Origin of the sequence: Halosimplex salinum (assembly GCF_003730195.1) — an archaeon.
GTDB lineage: Archaea > Halobacteriota > Halobacteria > Halobacteriales > Haloarculaceae > Halosimplex > Halosimplex salinum.
The window spans coordinates 229389-245801 of sequence record NZ_QWGG01000003.1 but is presented as its reverse complement, the minus strand read 5'-3'; the positions used below and the strand labels follow the sequence as shown (position 1 = coordinate 245801).

Genomic DNA, 16413 nt, shown 5'->3' with positions numbered 1-16413 from the left:
ACTCATGACACTCGAACCGACCGAGCGAACACCGTCGATACTGTTTGCCGTTCTGGCAACGGCGTCACTGTGTGTCGGCTTCGCGGCCCCCGCGGCGGCGCTCGACTCGCCCGACCGCGACGCGGCGGTCCTCGACGATCTGGCCGGTAGCGGCACGCAGGACGACCCCTACGAGATCACGAACGCGACGGAACTGCAGGCGATGGACGAGGACCGGACCGCTCACTACGTGCTCGTGAACGACGTCGACGCGAGTGAGACCGCCGACTGGAACCGCGGTAGCGGGTTCGACCCGGTCGGTGGGAGCACCGCCGATGCGGCGTTTACCGGGAGCTTCGACGGTCGGAATCACACGATCACCGGACTGACGATAGACCGTCCGACGACGAACGTCGTCGGGCTGTTCTCCATCACCGATCAGGCCACCGTCGAACACGTCGAACTCGGAGATATCGACGTCCGGGGCGGGCGTGCGACCGGCGGTGTAGCCGGTGTCACGCGGGACACGGAGATAACCGGCGTCACGGTCACCGGACGAGTTTCTGCCGAGGACAACAACGTCGGGGGGCTCGTGGGGCTCGTGCGAGGGCAGGATTCGAGTCTCAGCCGCAGTCACGCCGCCGTCGCGGTTAGCGGCGCGGACAAGGTCGGCGGCCTCGCTGGCTTCGTCACCGGGGGAGCCGTCGACGTGACGTCCGCGACGGGGGCCGTCTCGGGCGGTCAGAGCGTCGGCGGACTGGTCGGCGTCGCCTCTCGAGAGAGCGCGGTCGTGCGTTCGTACGCGACCGGGTCCGTCGACGGGTCGAACTCCGTGGGCGGGCTGGTCGGGACGATCGACGGCGGCGACGTGAGCGGGTCGTACGCGGCGGGCGACGTGAACGGCGGTTCGTCGGCGGGCGGTGTCGTCGGATCCAATCAGGGCCGGGCCGCCGACCTCTACTGGGACGAGGAGTCGAGCGGCCAGCGTGCGGGTACGGGAGCGGGGGATTCGGTCGGAACGGGACTGACGACGGCCGAGATGTCCGGTACGAACGCCGGGTCGAACATGGCCGCACTCGAGTTCGGTCTCGTGTGGACCGCCACCGACGAGTACCCCGTCCTCCGCTCCGAGGTCGACGGCGTCTCGCTGTCGGCCCCGGATCAGGTGATCACCGATCGACCCGCGACGGCGACGGTGTCGCTGACGCTCGCCGACGGTCGGACCGTCACGGCGACGCAGACGGCGGAGTACGGCACGAACCAGTCGTTCCTGTCGCTCGACGCGGGGCGGTTCGACACCACGGGCACGGGCACGGCCGAGGTGACGGCGACCGTCGCTGGTCGGTCCGCGAGCGGCGCCGTCTCGGTCGTGACGCCGCCGGACGTTTCGATCGACGACTCGGCGTTGCGTTACGACCGGGTCGGTTCTGAAACCGCCGCACCGGTCGACGTAGCGCTCACCAACGACGGCGGTGCCGACGGACAGTTCGACGTCGTGCTCTCGGTCGACGGCACGGTCGAAGCGACTCGGACCGTCACCGTCCCGGGGCACAGCACGCGAACGGTCCAGATCAACTACTCCGCGTCCGCGACGGGGACGTACCCCGTCGCGATCAACGGCACCGACCTCGGCGAACTGACCGTCGTGGAGGAACCCGAGACGAGCGTGGCCTCGGCGACGATGTCCGAGCGCCTGCTCGCGCTCGGCGACGCGACGACCGTCGAGGCGACGCTGGAGAACGCCGGCGACGCCGCCGCCGGGCACACGGTCGAACTGACCGCCGGCGGTGAGACCGTCGCGACGAGAGACGTCGTCGTGCCCGCGGACGGCACGACGGTGACCTTCGACTACACCGCCGAGAGCGTCGGCGAGTACGACCTCGCCGTCGACGGGACGAGCGCCGGGACGCTCACTGTCGCCGAGATGGGGAGCGTGTCCGTCGAGAGCGTGTCCGTGCCCGACTCGGTCGGCGCGGGTGAGAGTTACGAGGTCACGGCGACGCTGGCGAACTCCGGTGGGCTCCCGATTACCACGGACGTGACCTACAGCGTCGGCGGCAGTTCCGCCGGCTCACAGACCGTCGAGGTGCCGGCCGACGGCACGACGGTCTCGTTCGAAGCGACGGCCCCCGAAGACAGCGAGTCGATCGAGCACGCCGTGCGTGCCGGCGACGCCGAGTGGACCGGCGGCACGACCGTCGACGTGCCGACGCAGGAGTCGACGGCGACCGCCGAATCCGGCGGCGACGCGGGCGATGACCCGGAGAACGGCGACGCGGACGGCGACGGTGACGACGAATCGAGCGGCGACGACGGCGGTGCGGAGACGACCAGCGGCGACGGGCCCGGGTTCGGCGTCGTGGCCGCGCTGGTCGCGCTGGTCGCACTGCTCGCGCGGACGCGATCTCGGAGCGGACGGCAGTAAGCAAACGAGACGATGATCGAACTGACAAACCGAACTGGGTCGGGCTGGGTGTCTCGCAGATGAATCGAACGGAGCGGTTCGGGAGTGTCGTGTTCGCCGTGCTACTGGCGGTGTCGCTGGTCGGGCCGTCGGTCGGCCTCGCGGCCGCGGACGGCCAGGAGGAACAGACGGGGACCGCGTCGCCGCTCTCGGAGATGGCCGGGAGCGGAACCCCGCAGGACCCGTACGTGATCACGACGGTCGGGGAGTTACAGGCGATGAACGATGACCTCCGGGCGCACTACGTCCTCGGGAACGACGTCGACGCGAGCGTCACGGAGACGTGGAACGCCGGGAACGGATTCCAGCCGATCGGCAGTCAGGAGGGCGCGTTTCGCGGTTCGCTCGACGGGAACGGCCACACCATCACCGGACTGACGATCGTTCGCCCGCGACAGACGAACGTCGGCCTGTTCGGGCGGTCTGCGGGGACGGTGCAGAACGTCTCGCTCCGCGACGTGCTGGTGAACGGAAACAGGAACATCGGCGCCCTGGCCGGGTTCAGTAGCGGTTCGATCACCGGGTCGTCGGCGACGGGCGAACTGCTCGGCTCGTCAGTCAGAGTCGGCGGACTGGTCGGCGTCAACTCCGGCCAGATCGTCGCCGCGTACGCGGACGCGTCGGTCTCCGGGTCGGAGATCGTCGGCGGACTGGTCGGTGCCAACAACGGGCCGTTGCGGGGTTCGTACGCCGCAGGGACGGTCGACTCGGAGCGAGTCGCCGGCGGACTCGTCGGCGCGAATTCCAACGCGCTCACGGCCTCGTACGCGACGGCGACGGTCGACGTCGAAGAGGTCGGCGGCGGGCTCGCCGGGACCAACGCCGGGACGATCCGGACTTCCTACGCGGCGAGTCGGGTCTCCGGGGACCGCAACCTCGGCGGGCTGGTGGGGACGAACGGCGACAGCATCGTCAGCCAGACCTACTGGGACGAGGGCGCCGCGGGCGTCGAGAACGCCTCGGGCGACGAGGCGGGCATCGGCACGGCGCTGTCGACCGACGACCTGACCGGCGAGAGCGCGACCGAGAACGTCGACGGCTTCGACACGGCGAACGTCTGGATGGCGACCGACGACTACCCGGTCCACCAGTGGGAGCGGGCGGACGTCGACCCGCTGGACCAGTGGCAGGTGCCGACGCCGACGCCGGCCCCGTCCACGCCGACGGCGACGCCGACCGACGTGCCGACCCCCTCGCCGACGCCCACGTCGTCGGGCGGGACCTTCGGGGCCGGCCCCGGCTTCGGACCGGTCGCAGTTCTCGTGGCAGTGGCCGCTCTCGCCGCGCTGGCGGTGTCTCGGCGGCCCTACTAGTGGGTGTGAACGATGGATACTACGAAATACACGACACGGAGGACGGATGGCATCGCTACCCGTTGAGGTCCTGATCGGGATCTCGTTCGGGCTCCTGGTCGGGCTCGTCCCGGCGTTCGTGGTGGGGCTCGGGAGCTTCCTGCTGGAGTACTACGGGGGCTACACCGTCCCCGGAGCGGCGGCCGTCCTGGTCGCGCTCCCGTTGGCCGGCGCGAACGGGTACGTCGTCGGCCTCGTCGGGACGACCGTCGAACAGGTGCCGCGACTCATGATCGCCGCGCTCGTGGCGCTCATGCTCGCGCTGTACGCGAACAGTCAGGGGAGTCGACTCGCGACGGATCTGCCGGGCGACCTCTCGCAGGCGTCCCGGAGCCAGCGGACGCTCTCGGCCGAGGCGGTCGACAGCGTCGACGGCTCCGGGCAGGTAATGGTCCGCGCGACCGGCGAGATCCGCGACGTGGAGGGGTACCCCCCGCTCTCGCCGGAACTCCGCGCCACCCTGGAGTCGGGCGCGTGGCGCCTGCCGGCGGACCTGCCGCTGTCGGAACTGGAGACGCGCCTCGAGGACCAGCTGCGGAGCGACTACGATCTGGCCGACGCGGCGGTCGCGATCGACGCCCGCGGTCGGGCGTCGATCGCCGCCGCACCGCCGTCGCGTGACCTCGCGGAGCGAGTCCCCGACGGCTGGCGGGCGGTCTCCTTCTCGGCGCTGTTGCCGACGGGACTCGCCCCCGGCGACGAGGTGGTCGTCGACGCCGGCGACACGTCGGTGTCGGGCCGGGTGCTCGGCGTGCGTGCCGGGGCGGACGGCGACGCGACCGCCGAGACGGCGGCGTCGCCGACGCACTCGTCGCCGGGAGAGGTCGAGACGCGCAAGCGCGCCCGGGCGGAGACGCCGGGCGGCCGCGGGCGCGTGACCGTGGCCGTTCGGACGGCGGACGCGCGGACGGTTCTCGGCGAGGACGACGCGAGCCTTCGCGTCCGCTCGCAGGGGGCGAGTCACGTCTTCGAGGCGTTCTCGGAGCTCGAACGCGCGGGGCAGGCGGTCCGGCGGGTCCGTCTCGACGACGACGACCGCGCCGCCGTCGCCGCCGACGGCGCCGACCTGTCGGTCGTCGGCGTCCGCCAGACCGGCGAAGACGGGCGGGGCTGGGAGTTCGACCCCGACGAACTGAGCGTGGAGGGCGCCGACGAGGCGTTCGTCGTCGGCGACGACGCCAGCGCGACGGTGCGCCGGCTCTCCGGGGACGTGACGAGTCGGCGGTCCGGCGACGGAGCGGGGGTGGAGCCGTGACGATCGCGGTCCCGCTCCAGCTGGTCTCGGACTGGACGATGACGGCGCTGTTGCGGATCCTCGGGTTCGGACTGTACGCGAGCGTGGTCGCGATGGGCTTTGCCTTCCTCTATCGCGGCTACAGCACGCGACCGCTCCCCGTCGGCGTCGGCGTCGTCGTCGGACTCTCCTTCGTCACGATGTCGCTGAACATCGACGCGGTCGTCCAGTCGTCGGTCATCGGCGATACGCCGAAGATCCACTACGCCAGCGGGGCGTACCTGCTCGGCGTGTTCGGGGTCGGCGCCGTCGCCTCCGACGTCGGCCGGCGCATCGGCGACCACTTCGCCGCCGACGTGTTCGACGTGACCCGGATCGACGCCGGTGGGGAGGTCGCACGACTCGTCCAGTCGGCCGGGCTGGTCGTCGAACTCGCGCTCCCGGAGACGGTCGAGGACATCGACGGCTATCCGGCGGTCGACGAGGCGACGAAACGCGCCCTGGCCGGACGGACCATGCTGTTCCCCCGGCGCCTCTCTCGCGACGAGACCGAGTCGCGGCTCGCGGCGCGCCTCGCACGCGACTTCGACGTCGGGCACGTCCACGCGGCGATCGACGGCGACCTCACGGTGTCGTCGCTGGCGGTCGGCCGTCGCCCCTCCGGGGTCAGCCCGTCGCTCCCGCCGGGGACGGTCGCGGTCGCCGTCGAGGGCGACCCGTCGCCGAACGCGAGCACCGGCGACCCGGTGGAGGTCTGGGCCGACGGCTCGGCCGACGGGCACCTGGTCGCGACCGGCAAGTTCCGGGCGGCCGTCGGCGACGTGGTGACGATCACGGTCGGCACCGACGACGCCGACGCGTTCGACTCCGCCGAGTCCTACCGGCTGGTCACCCGGCCGGACACCGCCAACGACGTGAACGAACTCGTCGCGACGGTCTGGGAGGCCGAGGAGACGGTGACCGCCGTCACCGTCGAAGACGACGACCCGCTCCGCGGCGAGTTCGTCGACTGGCTCCCCGTCACGGTGCTCGTGCTCGTCCGCGGCGGCGACCCGATCCCCTTCCCCGCCGACAACGAGACGCTCGAAGTCGGCGACACCGTCTACGTCCTCGGGACGCCCGAAGGGCTCCACCGGCTCGCCGAGTACGAACCCGAGCGCGAACCCGGCGACCGACCGGTCCCGGACGGCGCGACCGGGGGCGACGCCGACGAGGCGGCTCCCGCGGACGACGGCGACGACGGGCGACTGGCGTCGATGTTCTCCGACGACTGAGTCGCGGGCACCGTCCGCTGGCGGTCTCCGCGCCGAATCGGGTCGCGTCTCCGTGTTGAACTTTATACAGGAACGGGGGACCATTACCGGTATGGACGAGGTATCGGAGTGCGAGACGGTGAGGCGGAACGGGGTGACGTTCGTGCGGGCGACGGTCACGAACGAGCGCGGGACGCCGCAGGTAGTGCGACTCGCCAACCGGCTGGACGGGCCGGTGTGGCCGCCGCGCTTCGGCGACGTGACCGCGCCGGAGTGGACCGACGGCACGTGGGAGGCGCGGGTCGAACCGGGACAGACGGTCGGCGTCGGCTACGCCACGCCGGCGCCGCCGTTCGACGACGAGGACCCGGTCGAAGTCGTCTCGCGGACGCGCGCGGGCGACGCGGACGAAGCGGCCCCCGAGGAAGTGCTCGCGTCGCTCGACGACTGGTCGCCACCGAGCGAGGCGCTCTCGTCGGACCGATGATCCTCGCGGTCTGCGGCGGGAAGGGCGGGGTCGGCAAGTCGACCGTCTCGCTGAACCTCTCGCGGGAACTCGACGCCGTCGCCGTCGACGCCGACCTGGCGACGCCGGACCTGCCCCGCGGTCGCGGCCCCGACCTCCACGACGTGCTCACCGGGCGCGCGGCGCCGATGGAGGCTGTCGAGACGGTCGACTCGATCGAACTGCTCCCCTGCGGCCGGACGCTCGCCGGCGCGCGAGCGGCGGACTTGACGAAGCTCCCGAAGACGCTGGCGATGGTCGACCGGCAGTACGGCCGGGTCGTCGTCGACTGTCCGGCCGGCCTCGCTCGGGACGTGGGCTACCAGATCCACGGCGCCGACGCGGTGGTCCTCGTGACGACGCACGACCGGCCGGCCCTGCTCAACGCGTTCCGTACGCGCCACCTCGCCGGCGAACTCGACACGCCCGTGGCCGGCGTCGTCCTCAACAAAGCGACCGACGAGGAGGACCGCGAGGTGGCCGACCGCGTGGAGAACGAGATGGGCGCGACGACGACGGTCGTCCCGCGCCACTCGACCCTGGCGACCTCCTTTCGGGCCGGGCGCCCGCTCCGCGACCACGACCCCGAGTGTCCCGCCCTGCCCGCCTTCGAGACGCTGACCGACCGTATCGAGGAGAGCGAACGACAGATCTCCGAAGACGCGGAACTCGCCTGACCGCCGGACGGGCGGGGCGCCGGCGTCCCCGCCCGGGCCGCCGGAACCGTTCCTCTCGCCGCGTTCGACCGACGCTGAACCGACCGTCGTCGAGCCGTCGGTTCAGTCGTCCCGGTCGACCGGTCGCTCGCCGTCGACCGTCGTCCGGCCGCGTCGGTCGGTCCCCTGGCGGACGGGTCGCGGGGTTCCGTCGCGGTTCGCGCCCGGCTCGGTCCGGTGCCCGCTATCGTCACCTGGTCGGCGCCGGTCGCCGTCACCGGAGAGGACCTGTTCGACGGAACCGGCGACGGCGCCCGCCGACCGGAACTTCCGCACCGAGACCCGGTCGGCTCCCGCTCCGCTCGGGTCGACGGCGAACACCGCGTCGGCGACGTGCTTCGTCGTCGCGCGGTTCTCGGGGACGGTCGGTCGCGACAGGCAGTGGAGGACGGCGACGCTGTTCGTCTCGAGCATCCGCGTCTTCAGCCGGTTCGCGAACTCGCGGTAGTCGTCGCGGTCGGCGCGTTCGAGCGACGCCATCGGGTCGACGACGACGTTCGACCCGTCCGGCACCTCGCCGACGAGCCGCTCGGTCTCGTCGAGTCTGTCCTCGGTCAGGTAGCGGACGGTCGGACTCCCGACGGGGACCGCGGCCGTCTCGAGCGCCGCCCTGACCGCCTGCTCGGTGCGCTCGGTCGAGACGTAGAGGGTCCCGCGTGCGGCCGTCAGCCCGTAGAGCAACTGCTCGGACTGGCTGGCCGGCGGCGCCTCGACGACGGCGACGCTCCCCGGCGGGAGCGCGCTCAGGTCGGCCTCCAGCGCGGTCAGACCACCGGAGGGATTCGATCCCGCTGTCGACCCGTCGGCGGTGCCCGTCCCGGCTCCGTCGCCGGTGGTCGCACCGCTCGCGCGTTCGATCTCGGCGGACCTCCCCGGCTCTGTCTCCGGGGTCGCCTCGCGACCGTCGTCGTCCGCCGGGTCGTGTCCGTTCCTGTCTGGACTCGCGGCTCTCTGCGGGCTGGGTGCGCGCCCTGGCTCCGCGTCTCGGTCCGTCCGTTCGTCGGGTGCGCCCGCGGTCGGTGACTCCTCGGCCGTGTCGGCGGGTGTGGGTTCGTCGGTCGCCGGGGCGCTCTGCCGGTCGGACGCGCCGTGGTCGTCGGGTGTGACGGCGGTCATCGCGGCGAGTTCGTCGGCGGCGCGGTCGTACTCCGCCCGGGCCTCGTCGTCCGCGAGCGGCGACTCCGACTCGGGGACGACCGCGAGCACCGGGATCTCGAACCGCGAGTGGAACGCCTCGGGGACGGCCGTACAGTGGGTGAAGACGGCGCCGGCGATCGGTACGTCGAGCCGGCGAGCGATGTCGATGGTCGTCCCGGCCGCGTCGAGGCTCTGTTCGCTGTCGGTCGTCACGACGACGACGCCGTCCGCGACGGCGATGGCCTCGACGACGTCCGGGCCGGCACCGGAGGGGCAGTCGAGCAACACCTCGGTGGCGCCGGCGTCGAGCCACTCCAGTGCGGCGTCGAGCTCGACGCTCTCCGTCGGTTTCTGTCCGGGGAGGACGTGGGCCCCGGTGGCTCCGGGGGTCTCCTGTGCGAGCGCGTGCCAGCCGGTCTCCCGGTCGAGCGCCGCGACGGTCGGTTCGCGCTCGACGCCGGCGACGACGTGCAGGTCCGGGAGCTGTCGGTCCGCGTCGACGGCCAGCGTCTGGACGCCCGAGCGCCCGAACGCCGCCGCGAGACCGAGCGTCGTCGTCGTCTTGCCACAGCCACCTTTCGCGCCTGCGATCGCTATCATGCCCCTAGTGGGCTCGTCTTCCGTTTTCAACCTACACACGAGACAGGGGTCTGCACGACCGCGTCGACACCGCGACCGCGCTCACTCCAGGTCGTCGAGGTCGCTGACGGTCGACCCGATGGTCATCCGCGACACGTCGGCCAGTTCGGCGGCTCTGGTCTGTTTGACGTCGATGCCGTGCTCCCTGGCGGCCTTGTAGAGGCACGCGGCGGCGACTCCGCTGGGGTTCTTGCCGCCCATCCGCCCGGACTCGACGAGCACGACGGCGTATTCGCGGGCGCGCCGTTCGACCTCGGTCTCGACGTCGAGGTCCGACGCGTACCGCGGGAGGTACTCCGTCGGACTGACCGGACCGACCGGGAGCCCCAGTTCGCGATTCAGCGCGTCGTAGGCGGTCTTCAGCTCGCTCCGCTCGGCGCGAGCCACGTCGACGACTTCGTCCATGGTCCGGGCGATAGACTGGGTCCGGCAGGTAGCGTAGACCACCGCGGCGGCGAACCCCTCCAGCGAGCGACCACACAGCAGGTCTTCGGACTGTGCCGAGGAGAACAGCGAACACGACTGGTCCCGGACGGACGTGGGCAGCGACATGACCGAGACCAGCCGCCGGATCTCCGTGTACGCGTAGAGCTTGTTTCGCTCGGCCTTGGAGTCGAGTCTGGCCCGGTTGTGCTGGCGTCGCATCCGTACGAGCTGACGCTGGCGGGGACCCGACACGTCCGATCCGGTCCCGTACCCGATCTCGGTGGACAGTCCCCTGTCGTGGCGCGAGGCCGTCAGCGGCGCTCCCGTCCGTCGTCTGTCGGTCTCCTCGTCGAGCGACCGCCACTCCGGGCCGCGCTCGATCGCGTCCTCCGCGAACACGAGCCCGCAGTCCTCACAGACCGTCTCGGTCTCCGCCTCGCGCAGACGCCCACCACACTCCGCACAGCACGCGACCGTCCGCGCGTCGTCTTCGGTTTCGGTACTACTCGGCCGGCGTTCCGATTGTTCCCTCAAGCGTACTCCCCCGTGCAACCACTCGTGTTGTCTTTTGGTACTGTATTAACGCTTTATACTTTTCAGTTCAATATGTTCACTGAGGTTTACGTATCAGTTACTTGCGAAAATGCGGTGGCGAAGTCGAAACTCGTCAGTAGCGGACGACGAACGCCCGAACAGTCCCCCTGTCTGGGCTCGTCGCCGGCGTCGGTGGACCCCTGCAGAGCGTCATGTTACGAGAGAACTATTAAAAACGTACCGGTCAATCTCTCCGGTTGCCACGTGTCTCGCCATCGAACATCCGCTCTGCGGTCGTTCGTCTGGGTCGGGTGACGGCCCAACACTGACGGTGTTCGCCGCCGACGTAGCCGCCATGACCTTCAGCATCTGCGTTCGCGAGTCGTACACCGACGAGGCGGGCGACGAGCAGACTCGCTTCGGTGTCGCGGTGACGACGCGGCTGGCCGGCGTCGGAACGCTCTGCCCGTTCGCCAGCGAACACGGGGCCGTCGCGACACAGAGCCTCGTCAACGTCGACCTCGGTCGGAAGGGGATCGAGTATCTCGGCGACGGCCTGGCGGTCGAGGACGCCCTCGAGGCGCTGTTGAACGCCGACGACGGCCGCCCGCAACGACAACTCCACGGCGTCGGGGCCGAGGGCGAGTTCGCCTTCTCCGGCGAGGAGTGTCGCCCCTGGTTCGGCCACGTCGTCGGCGACAACTACACCGTGGCCGGCAACCTGCTCACCGGTGAGGACGTCGTCGAGGCCGTCGCGACCGCCTACGAGGCGACGGCCGTCGACGCGCCGGACGACCCGGACGACGACCCGGAGACGCCGCTCGCGAAACGCCTCGTCGAGGCGCTCGCGGCGGGCCACGAACTCGGCGGCGACAAGCGCGAGGAGTTGCACGTCCAGAGCGCCGCACTGCTCGTCCGCACGACGGAGGACCGCGAGATGGCTCCCTACTACGACGACCTGCGCGTGGACGCCACGGAGACGCCCGTCGAGGACCTCCGCGAGACGTACGAACTCGCTGCGGAGGGCTACGAGATGGCGATGGAGCGCTACGCCGACGAGTACGCCGAGGACGAGGACGCCGGCGAGTGAGACGCCGTCGGATACTCGGAACCGGTCAGTCGGACAGGTACCGCCGTGCGGTCTCGGCGAGCACCTCGCCAGCGGTCAGCACGTCCGGCCAGTGGACCGATTCGTCGGGGAAGTGGGCGTCTTCGATGCGCCCGGGACCGAACACGACCGTCGGGACCCCCGCCTCGATGTAGTGGCGCGCGTCGCTCCCGTACGTCTCGCCGACCGGCGCGGTCCCCGACAGTCCGGCGGCCCCCATCGCGCGCTGGAGCGCGGTCACGACGCGCTCGTCTGAAGTGACCTCGGCCGAAGCGAACTGGACGCCGAACCGCTCGAAGGTCGGCGGCGCGACCGACCACTCGTCGTCGGCCGCGACGGCGTCGAGGGTCTCCCGACACGCTCGTTCGACGCGCTCCAGCGACTCGCCGGGTGCGACGCCGACCCGGGCCTCGGCGGTGAGCGTGCCGGGGACGTTCGACGCCCACGTCCCGGCCTCGACTCGGCCGATCACGACCGGCCAGGGCACGTCGAACCGGTCGTACAGCGGGTGCGTGACGGACCGGGCGCGCTCCGATTCGAGTCGCTCGAACGCCTCGCGGACGCGTTCGAACGCGGGGAGGACGGACTCTCCCTCCCAGCGGCGCGCAGCGTGAGCGGGCGTACCCCCGATCTCGATTCGCGCCATCAGACAGCCCTCGGTGGCCGTCACCACCTGCATGTCCGTCGGCTCGGCGACGAGCGCGGCGTCGCGCTCGAAGGGATAGGGGTTCGACAGCGCGGCGGCCGCCGCGCCGACGCCGCCGTCCTCTTCTCCGGCGCCGCTCTCGACGACGACTCGACCGTCGAGGTCGACCGCTCCCGACTCGACCCGGTCGGCGAGGTGGCGCGCGGCGAAGACACAGGCCGCCAGCTGGCTCTTCATGTCCACCGCGCCGCGGCCGACGAGTCGGTCGCCGTCCCACCGCGGTGCGAACGGGTCGCCGGTCCACCCCGTCTCGCCCGCCGGAACCACGTCGACGTGTCCGTTCAGCACGAGCGTCCGTCCGCTCTCGGGGTCCCCGAACTCGAGGACGCCGCCGACGCTCGGCCGGTCGGCGACGGCGAGGTCGTCGGCCGACGCGAACTCCGGGTGGTCGGCGAGCGCGTCCGCGTCGGCGGTCCAGCGATACGTCTCGAACCCCAGGTCGGTCAGCAGGTCCCCGAGATACTCCTGGGCCGGCGCCTCGTTCCCGGCGGTCGTCTCGAAGCCGACGAGTCGCTCCGTGACCGAGCGGAGGCGGTCCCCGTAGGCGCTCGCGAAGTCGTCCATCGGTCGCTCTTCGGGCGCCGGACACTCAGTGTTCGGGTGGACTCGAGACCGTGAGAGAACCCGGCGACCGCTACACCGTGAACTCGAACAGGTCGTCGCCGACGTGGTGGATGGACTCGACGACCTTGCCGGAGTCGCCGACCATGTCCGACCCGTCGGTCTTCGCGCGGCCGATGGCGAGGAACTTCCCGTGGCCTTCCTCGTTGATGGCGACCAGGTCGCCGGCCTCGATGGAGTCGTCGGCCTCGACGATGCCGGGGCGCATCACGTCGGCGCCGTCGGAGACGAATGAGATGGCGCCGGCGTCGACGGTGACGACGTTCCGCTCGGGCGGGTAGGCGTTGGCGCCCTGGACCGTCAGGAACGGCTCGCTCTCCCCTCCCGCGGCTCCGCCGCTCCCGTCCGAGGCGCTTCGCGTCTCGCTCTCCACGTACAGGACGAGCGGTTCGCCGTCGACGAGGACGACCTCCCAGTCGCTGTCCTCGAACTCGACGCTCTCGTAGCTGTCCGCCTCGATGTCGACGCCGAGTTGCGTCGCGACGGCGTCCTCGATGTCGTCGATCGCGTCGGCCCGGAGATGGTGGCGCGACTTGACGTTCATACCTCGACGTGGGCCGGGACGGGAGATAAATCGACCGCTCCGCGACGGTCACAGCGCGCTCGACCGGTCGGCGGTCGCCGAGCGCGAGTCAGTCCGCGGTGTCGGGGCGGTCGTGGCGCTCGGACGCCTCGGAGCGGTCGAGGGCGTCGGTGTCGCCCGGTGCGTCGGTTCGATGTCGACGACCGACGAGCAGGGAGACACCGTGGAGCGACCAGAGAGCGAGGAGCAGCGGTGTCGTCTCCGGGGAGAAGCCGCCGAGCACCAGCAGCGGCAGGTGGACGCACGGGAGGGCGACGGCCGCCCAGAAGGCCAGCCGCTCGACGACGTCGACGGCCTCGGCGAGCGCGCGACCGAACCGCCGATGGGGCGTGGAACCACTCATCCGTACAGGAGGGTTGCGCGGAACCCCCCAAAAGTCGGCGAACGCTCAATTCGGTCTTTGAGTCTCCGTGCGTCGGATCCGTTCGCGGTCGTGTGCGTGCGATCTCGGGTCATGCTTCGGCGGTTTCCTCCGCTTCGGTGACTGATTCCGTGTGGCGCTCCGCCCCCTGTATCGCGCGACCGGAGACGTAGGTGAGTATCGACAGGAGGACGAACGGGACGAGTGTCAACACGTGCGCCCAGAAGACGAACCAGGGGTCGAACCCCCACGGGTTGAAGATCCAGAACAGGATGTCGAAGAACGCCAGGATCCCGAGCGGGACGAGGTTCACAGTCAGATCGAGCCAGGTGTCCCCGGTGAGTCGAAGGATACTCATTGGTGAGGTCCCGGCGCAGTACCAGCGCCGTGTACCTAGTAACGCCGCTGCGGAGATAGCACCGCGGCTTGCGATGCAAAGTACTGGGATCTCGAGAGCGAGTGGCGCCTCGAAAGAGCGTGACCGCGCGGCGGTCGATCCGGGAACTGGCGTGTGGACGGCGACCTGATCCGAGGTCGAGTCGGGGTGTCTAGCAGGAGTCGACGTCGAGTTCGCGCAGCGCAGCGTCGTAGGCTTCGGAGCCCTCGAACGAGACGAACACGTCGTCGAGTTGCTCGTCGAGTTCGGCGAGGCGGTCGTCGAGTCGCTCCTTCCGGTCGCCCGCTGCGGTCGCTCGCTCGCTCGCAGTCTGGTAGTACTCCTCCAGGGTCGTGCGATAGGTCGCCCGTCGACTGAGTCGGTCCACAGTCTCGACGAGGTGGTCCGGTGCGACCGGCTTGACCAGGTATTCGTCGAACGCGGAGGCGTCGAGGTCGAGCGCTTCGTCGGTCAGTGCCGCGACCTGACAGTCGACGGACCCGGTCCTGACGCGCTCGAGGACTCGCCGCGGCGAGAGGCCGGCCATCTCGGTGTCGAGCAGTGCGACGCTCACGTCGGGGTCGAGGCTCGCGAGCGCGTCCGCGCTGTCGTAGGCCGACCGGACGGTGTAGCTGTCACGGAGGACGGCCGCGATGTCGTCGGTGACGGTCGGGTCGCGGTCGGCGACGAGGACGACCCGCGTCGCGGCCGTGTCGTCGCGCGATCGGTTCGGAGCGGTGGCCTTCCCTCCCGTCGTGTTGTCTGTGTTCATCTGAGCTGTGGTCGTTCGCGGGCATTCACTCGTCGGCGACATTGGCGGTTCTGAGGTCGACGACGCTGTCGAACAGTACTTCGAACGTCCGAACCGTCTCCGGGTCGTGGACGTCCGGGTTCACGTGGTAGTGCGCCACTGCGTCCGCTCGCTCGACCGTGCTCGTCAGCACTTCGAGGAACTTGAACACGGCCGGTTCGTCGGCGCGCTGGAGCAGGGCGGTCACCGAGTGGAAACAGACGGCGGTCTCACCCTCGGCCGAGAGCCGGGTGAGGTGCCGGTCGATCACGTCGCCGAGTCCGACCAGGTCGGTCTCCGCGGGGGCGTGTTCGACGACCGCGTCCGTCGGTCCGGCGCTGTCGGCCGACGCCGCAACAGCGGACCGGGCGGCCGTCTCCACGTCGACGACCGTCACTTCACCGGCGTGTTCGTGGTCGGCACACGCGGCCAGTCGCTGCCGTGGCGATTCCATACAGGTGACGATCAGTCTGTGGTGTCGCTGGCCGGTCCCGTGTAGCAACTCGCGACAGACCTCGTCTCCCTGTTCGCCGATCGACGGCGCCAGTAACAGGACGTTCGACGGCATCTCTGTACTCCCACGGTCCTCGTCCGGTGTCGTACTCATGGCGATGTCTCCGGAGTTGTATCCGACGTAACTCCGCTTATCTCTACAAAGAGCGATCGGTACCCAAGTAAGTTCCGCTGATGTTATCAGTTCTGAGATGTCGGAAGCGTGTCCGGTTAGAATCGGTGAATTAGCAGTCAGGTGGGTGCATCTATATTGTCAGTTGAGTATTAGCTATCGGTCGATCTGTCGCTGTTCGGGCGCGGCGGCTGGGGTGGGTTCGCGTGTCACGGAGGCCATCGTTTGGAAAGTCTTAAATCCAACTCCGGCAAAGCGATGAATGCGTGCCCGGGTGGTGTAGTGGCCCATCATACGACCCTGTCACGGTCGTGACGCGGGTTCAAATCCCGCCTCGGGCGTCTCTCCGAACTCAACTGGCAAGCGGCGCGTTTTATCGCGCCGCGTTCTGAGTTCGGTGTACGCCGACCGGGATTTGAACCCTGAGAGTCGCAGCCCGGGAAGCGAACGGAGTGAGCGACCCGGAACGTCTCTCTTCGGTTCAAATCCCGAGAGACGCCGCGGGCGTCTCTCGACCCTCGCGAACGCTTCGCGTTTGCTCGATCCCGCCTCGGGCGCTTCTTCGAACTCAACTGGCAAGCGGCGCGTTTCATCGCGCCGCGTGCTGAGTTCGATGGACGCCGTCGTGGGTTTGAACCCTATCAGTCGCGCACAGCGAACGAAGTGAGCGAGCACGTCTGATTCCGGTTCAAATCCCGCCGGTAGTGAAGTTCGTTCCAGAGCGACTGCGCTCGGCAGTAGGGATCGAAAGCCTTCGGCGCGCTCGCTCACGGCTCACTCCGTTCGCCGTTCGCATGTCGAGGCGCTCCCGGTGGTCGCGCCTCGCTCTCGCGGTCGCTCAGACGACTGCACAAGCGCGAGCGCGCCTCGCCCTTTCAGTCCGCCAGGGTCCGCACTCGCACAGCACCGCGCCTCACACCTCCCCAACCGATTCACTCCCTGCGGTCGCTCATCCCTCGCACGGCTACGCCTCGCGGCCTCACTGTCGTTCGGCACGCTCGGCA

General features: G+C 70.1%; 15 protein-coding genes and 1 tRNA gene. 8 read left to right on the top strand and 8 right to left on the bottom strand.

What is annotated here, in order from left to right; genetic code table 11:
* Positions 1-4: 4 nt before the first annotated feature.
* The 6 genes from D1409_RS09560 (at position 5) to D1409_RS09535 (ending at position 7464) form a co-directional block, all read left to right on the top strand.
* The gene (locus D1409_RS09560; protein ID WP_123536465.1) at positions 5-2404 is read left to right on the top strand and encodes a PGF-CTERM sorting domain-containing protein; all 2400 of its coding nucleotides are present in this window, start codon (positions 5-7) and stop codon (positions 2402-2404) included.
* Positions 2405-2463: 59 nt separating this feature from the next.
* The gene (locus D1409_RS09555) at positions 2464-3756 is read left to right on the top strand and encodes a M26 family metallopeptidase (RefSeq protein ID WP_123536464.1); all 1293 of its coding nucleotides are present in this window, start codon (positions 2464-2466) and stop codon (positions 3754-3756) included.
* Between the two features lie 46 nt (positions 3757-3802).
* Positions 3803-5050, top strand: coding sequence for a potassium transporter TrkA (locus tag D1409_RS09550; protein WP_123536463.1), 1248 nt, complete (start codon positions 3803-3805; stop codon positions 5048-5050).
* Positions 5047-6303, top strand: coding sequence for a TrkA C-terminal domain-containing protein (locus D1409_RS09545; protein ID WP_123536462.1), 1257 nt, complete (start codon positions 5047-5049; stop codon positions 6301-6303). Before D1409_RS09550 ends, D1409_RS09545 begins: the two co-directional genes overlap by 4 nt.
* A 91-nt stretch (positions 6304-6394) precedes the next feature.
* Positions 6395-6769 (top strand): DUF7857 domain-containing protein, encoded by a 375-nt coding sequence (locus tag D1409_RS09540; protein ID WP_123536461.1) that lies wholly within the window; start codon positions 6395-6397, stop codon positions 6767-6769.
* Entirely contained in the window at positions 6766-7464 is a 699-nt protein-coding gene (locus tag D1409_RS09535; protein WP_123536460.1) for a MinD/ParA family ATP-binding protein, read from the top strand. Before D1409_RS09540 ends, D1409_RS09535 begins: the two co-directional genes overlap by 4 nt.
* A 102-nt stretch (positions 7465-7566) precedes the next feature.
* Here the strand turns inward: D1409_RS09535 and D1409_RS09530 are convergent, their stop codons facing one another.
* The gene (locus D1409_RS09530; protein WP_123536459.1) at positions 7567-9240 is read right to left on the bottom strand and encodes a MinD/ParA family ATP-binding protein; all 1674 of its coding nucleotides are present in this window, start codon (positions 9238-9240) and stop codon (positions 7567-7569) included.
* An 81-nt stretch (positions 9241-9321) separates the two neighbouring features.
* Positions 9322-10239, bottom strand: a complete 918-nt coding sequence (locus D1409_RS09525; RefSeq protein WP_123536458.1) for a transcription initiation factor IIB — start codon at positions 10237-10239, stop codon at positions 9322-9324.
* Between the two features lie 355 nt (positions 10240-10594).
* Here D1409_RS09525 and D1409_RS09520 point away from each other — a divergent pair, with 355 nt between their 5' ends.
* Positions 10595-11329 (top strand): DUF1028 domain-containing protein, encoded by a 735-nt coding sequence (locus D1409_RS09520; protein WP_123536456.1) that lies wholly within the window; start codon positions 10595-10597, stop codon positions 11327-11329.
* Positions 11330-11354: 25 nt separating this feature from the next.
* On the opposite strand, the gene D1409_RS09515 is transcribed toward D1409_RS09520, so the two are convergent.
* The 6 genes from D1409_RS09515 to D1409_RS09490 form a co-directional block, all read right to left on the bottom strand.
* Positions 11355-12617: a M20/M25/M40 family metallo-hydrolase gene (locus D1409_RS09515; protein WP_123536454.1), complete on the bottom strand. Its 1263-nt coding sequence runs from the start codon at positions 12615-12617 to the stop codon at positions 11355-11357.
* A 70-nt stretch (positions 12618-12687) separates the two neighbouring features.
* Positions 12688-13218 carry an RNA-binding protein gene (locus tag D1409_RS09510; protein WP_123536452.1) on the bottom strand — a complete coding sequence of 177 codons (531 nt, stop codon included), beginning with the start codon at positions 13216-13218 and terminating at the stop codon, positions 12688-12690.
* Positions 13219-13306: 88 nt separating this feature from the next.
* On the bottom strand, positions 13307-13600 hold the full coding sequence (locus D1409_RS09505; RefSeq protein WP_123536450.1) for a hypothetical protein: 294 nt from the start codon (positions 13598-13600) through the stop codon (positions 13307-13309).
* A gap of 109 nt (positions 13601-13709) precedes the next feature.
* A complete protein-coding gene (locus D1409_RS09500; RefSeq protein WP_123536448.1) occupies positions 13710-13976 on the bottom strand; it encodes a DUF6684 family protein in 267 nt (88 codons plus the stop codon).
* Positions 13977-14166: 190 nt separating this feature from the next.
* Positions 14167-14766, bottom strand: coding sequence for a response regulator (locus tag D1409_RS09495; protein ID WP_164471624.1), 600 nt, complete (start codon positions 14764-14766; stop codon positions 14167-14169).
* 25 nt (positions 14767-14791) lie between these two features.
* Entirely contained in the window at positions 14792-15391 is a 600-nt protein-coding gene (locus D1409_RS09490) for a DUF7504 family protein (RefSeq protein WP_123536444.1), read from the bottom strand.
* Positions 15392-15677: 286 nt separating this feature from the next.
* Here D1409_RS09490 and D1409_RS09485 point away from each other — a divergent pair.
* A tRNA-Asp gene (locus tag D1409_RS09485) sits at positions 15678-15750 on the top strand.
* The last annotated feature ends 663 nt before the right edge of the window (positions 15751-16413 follow it).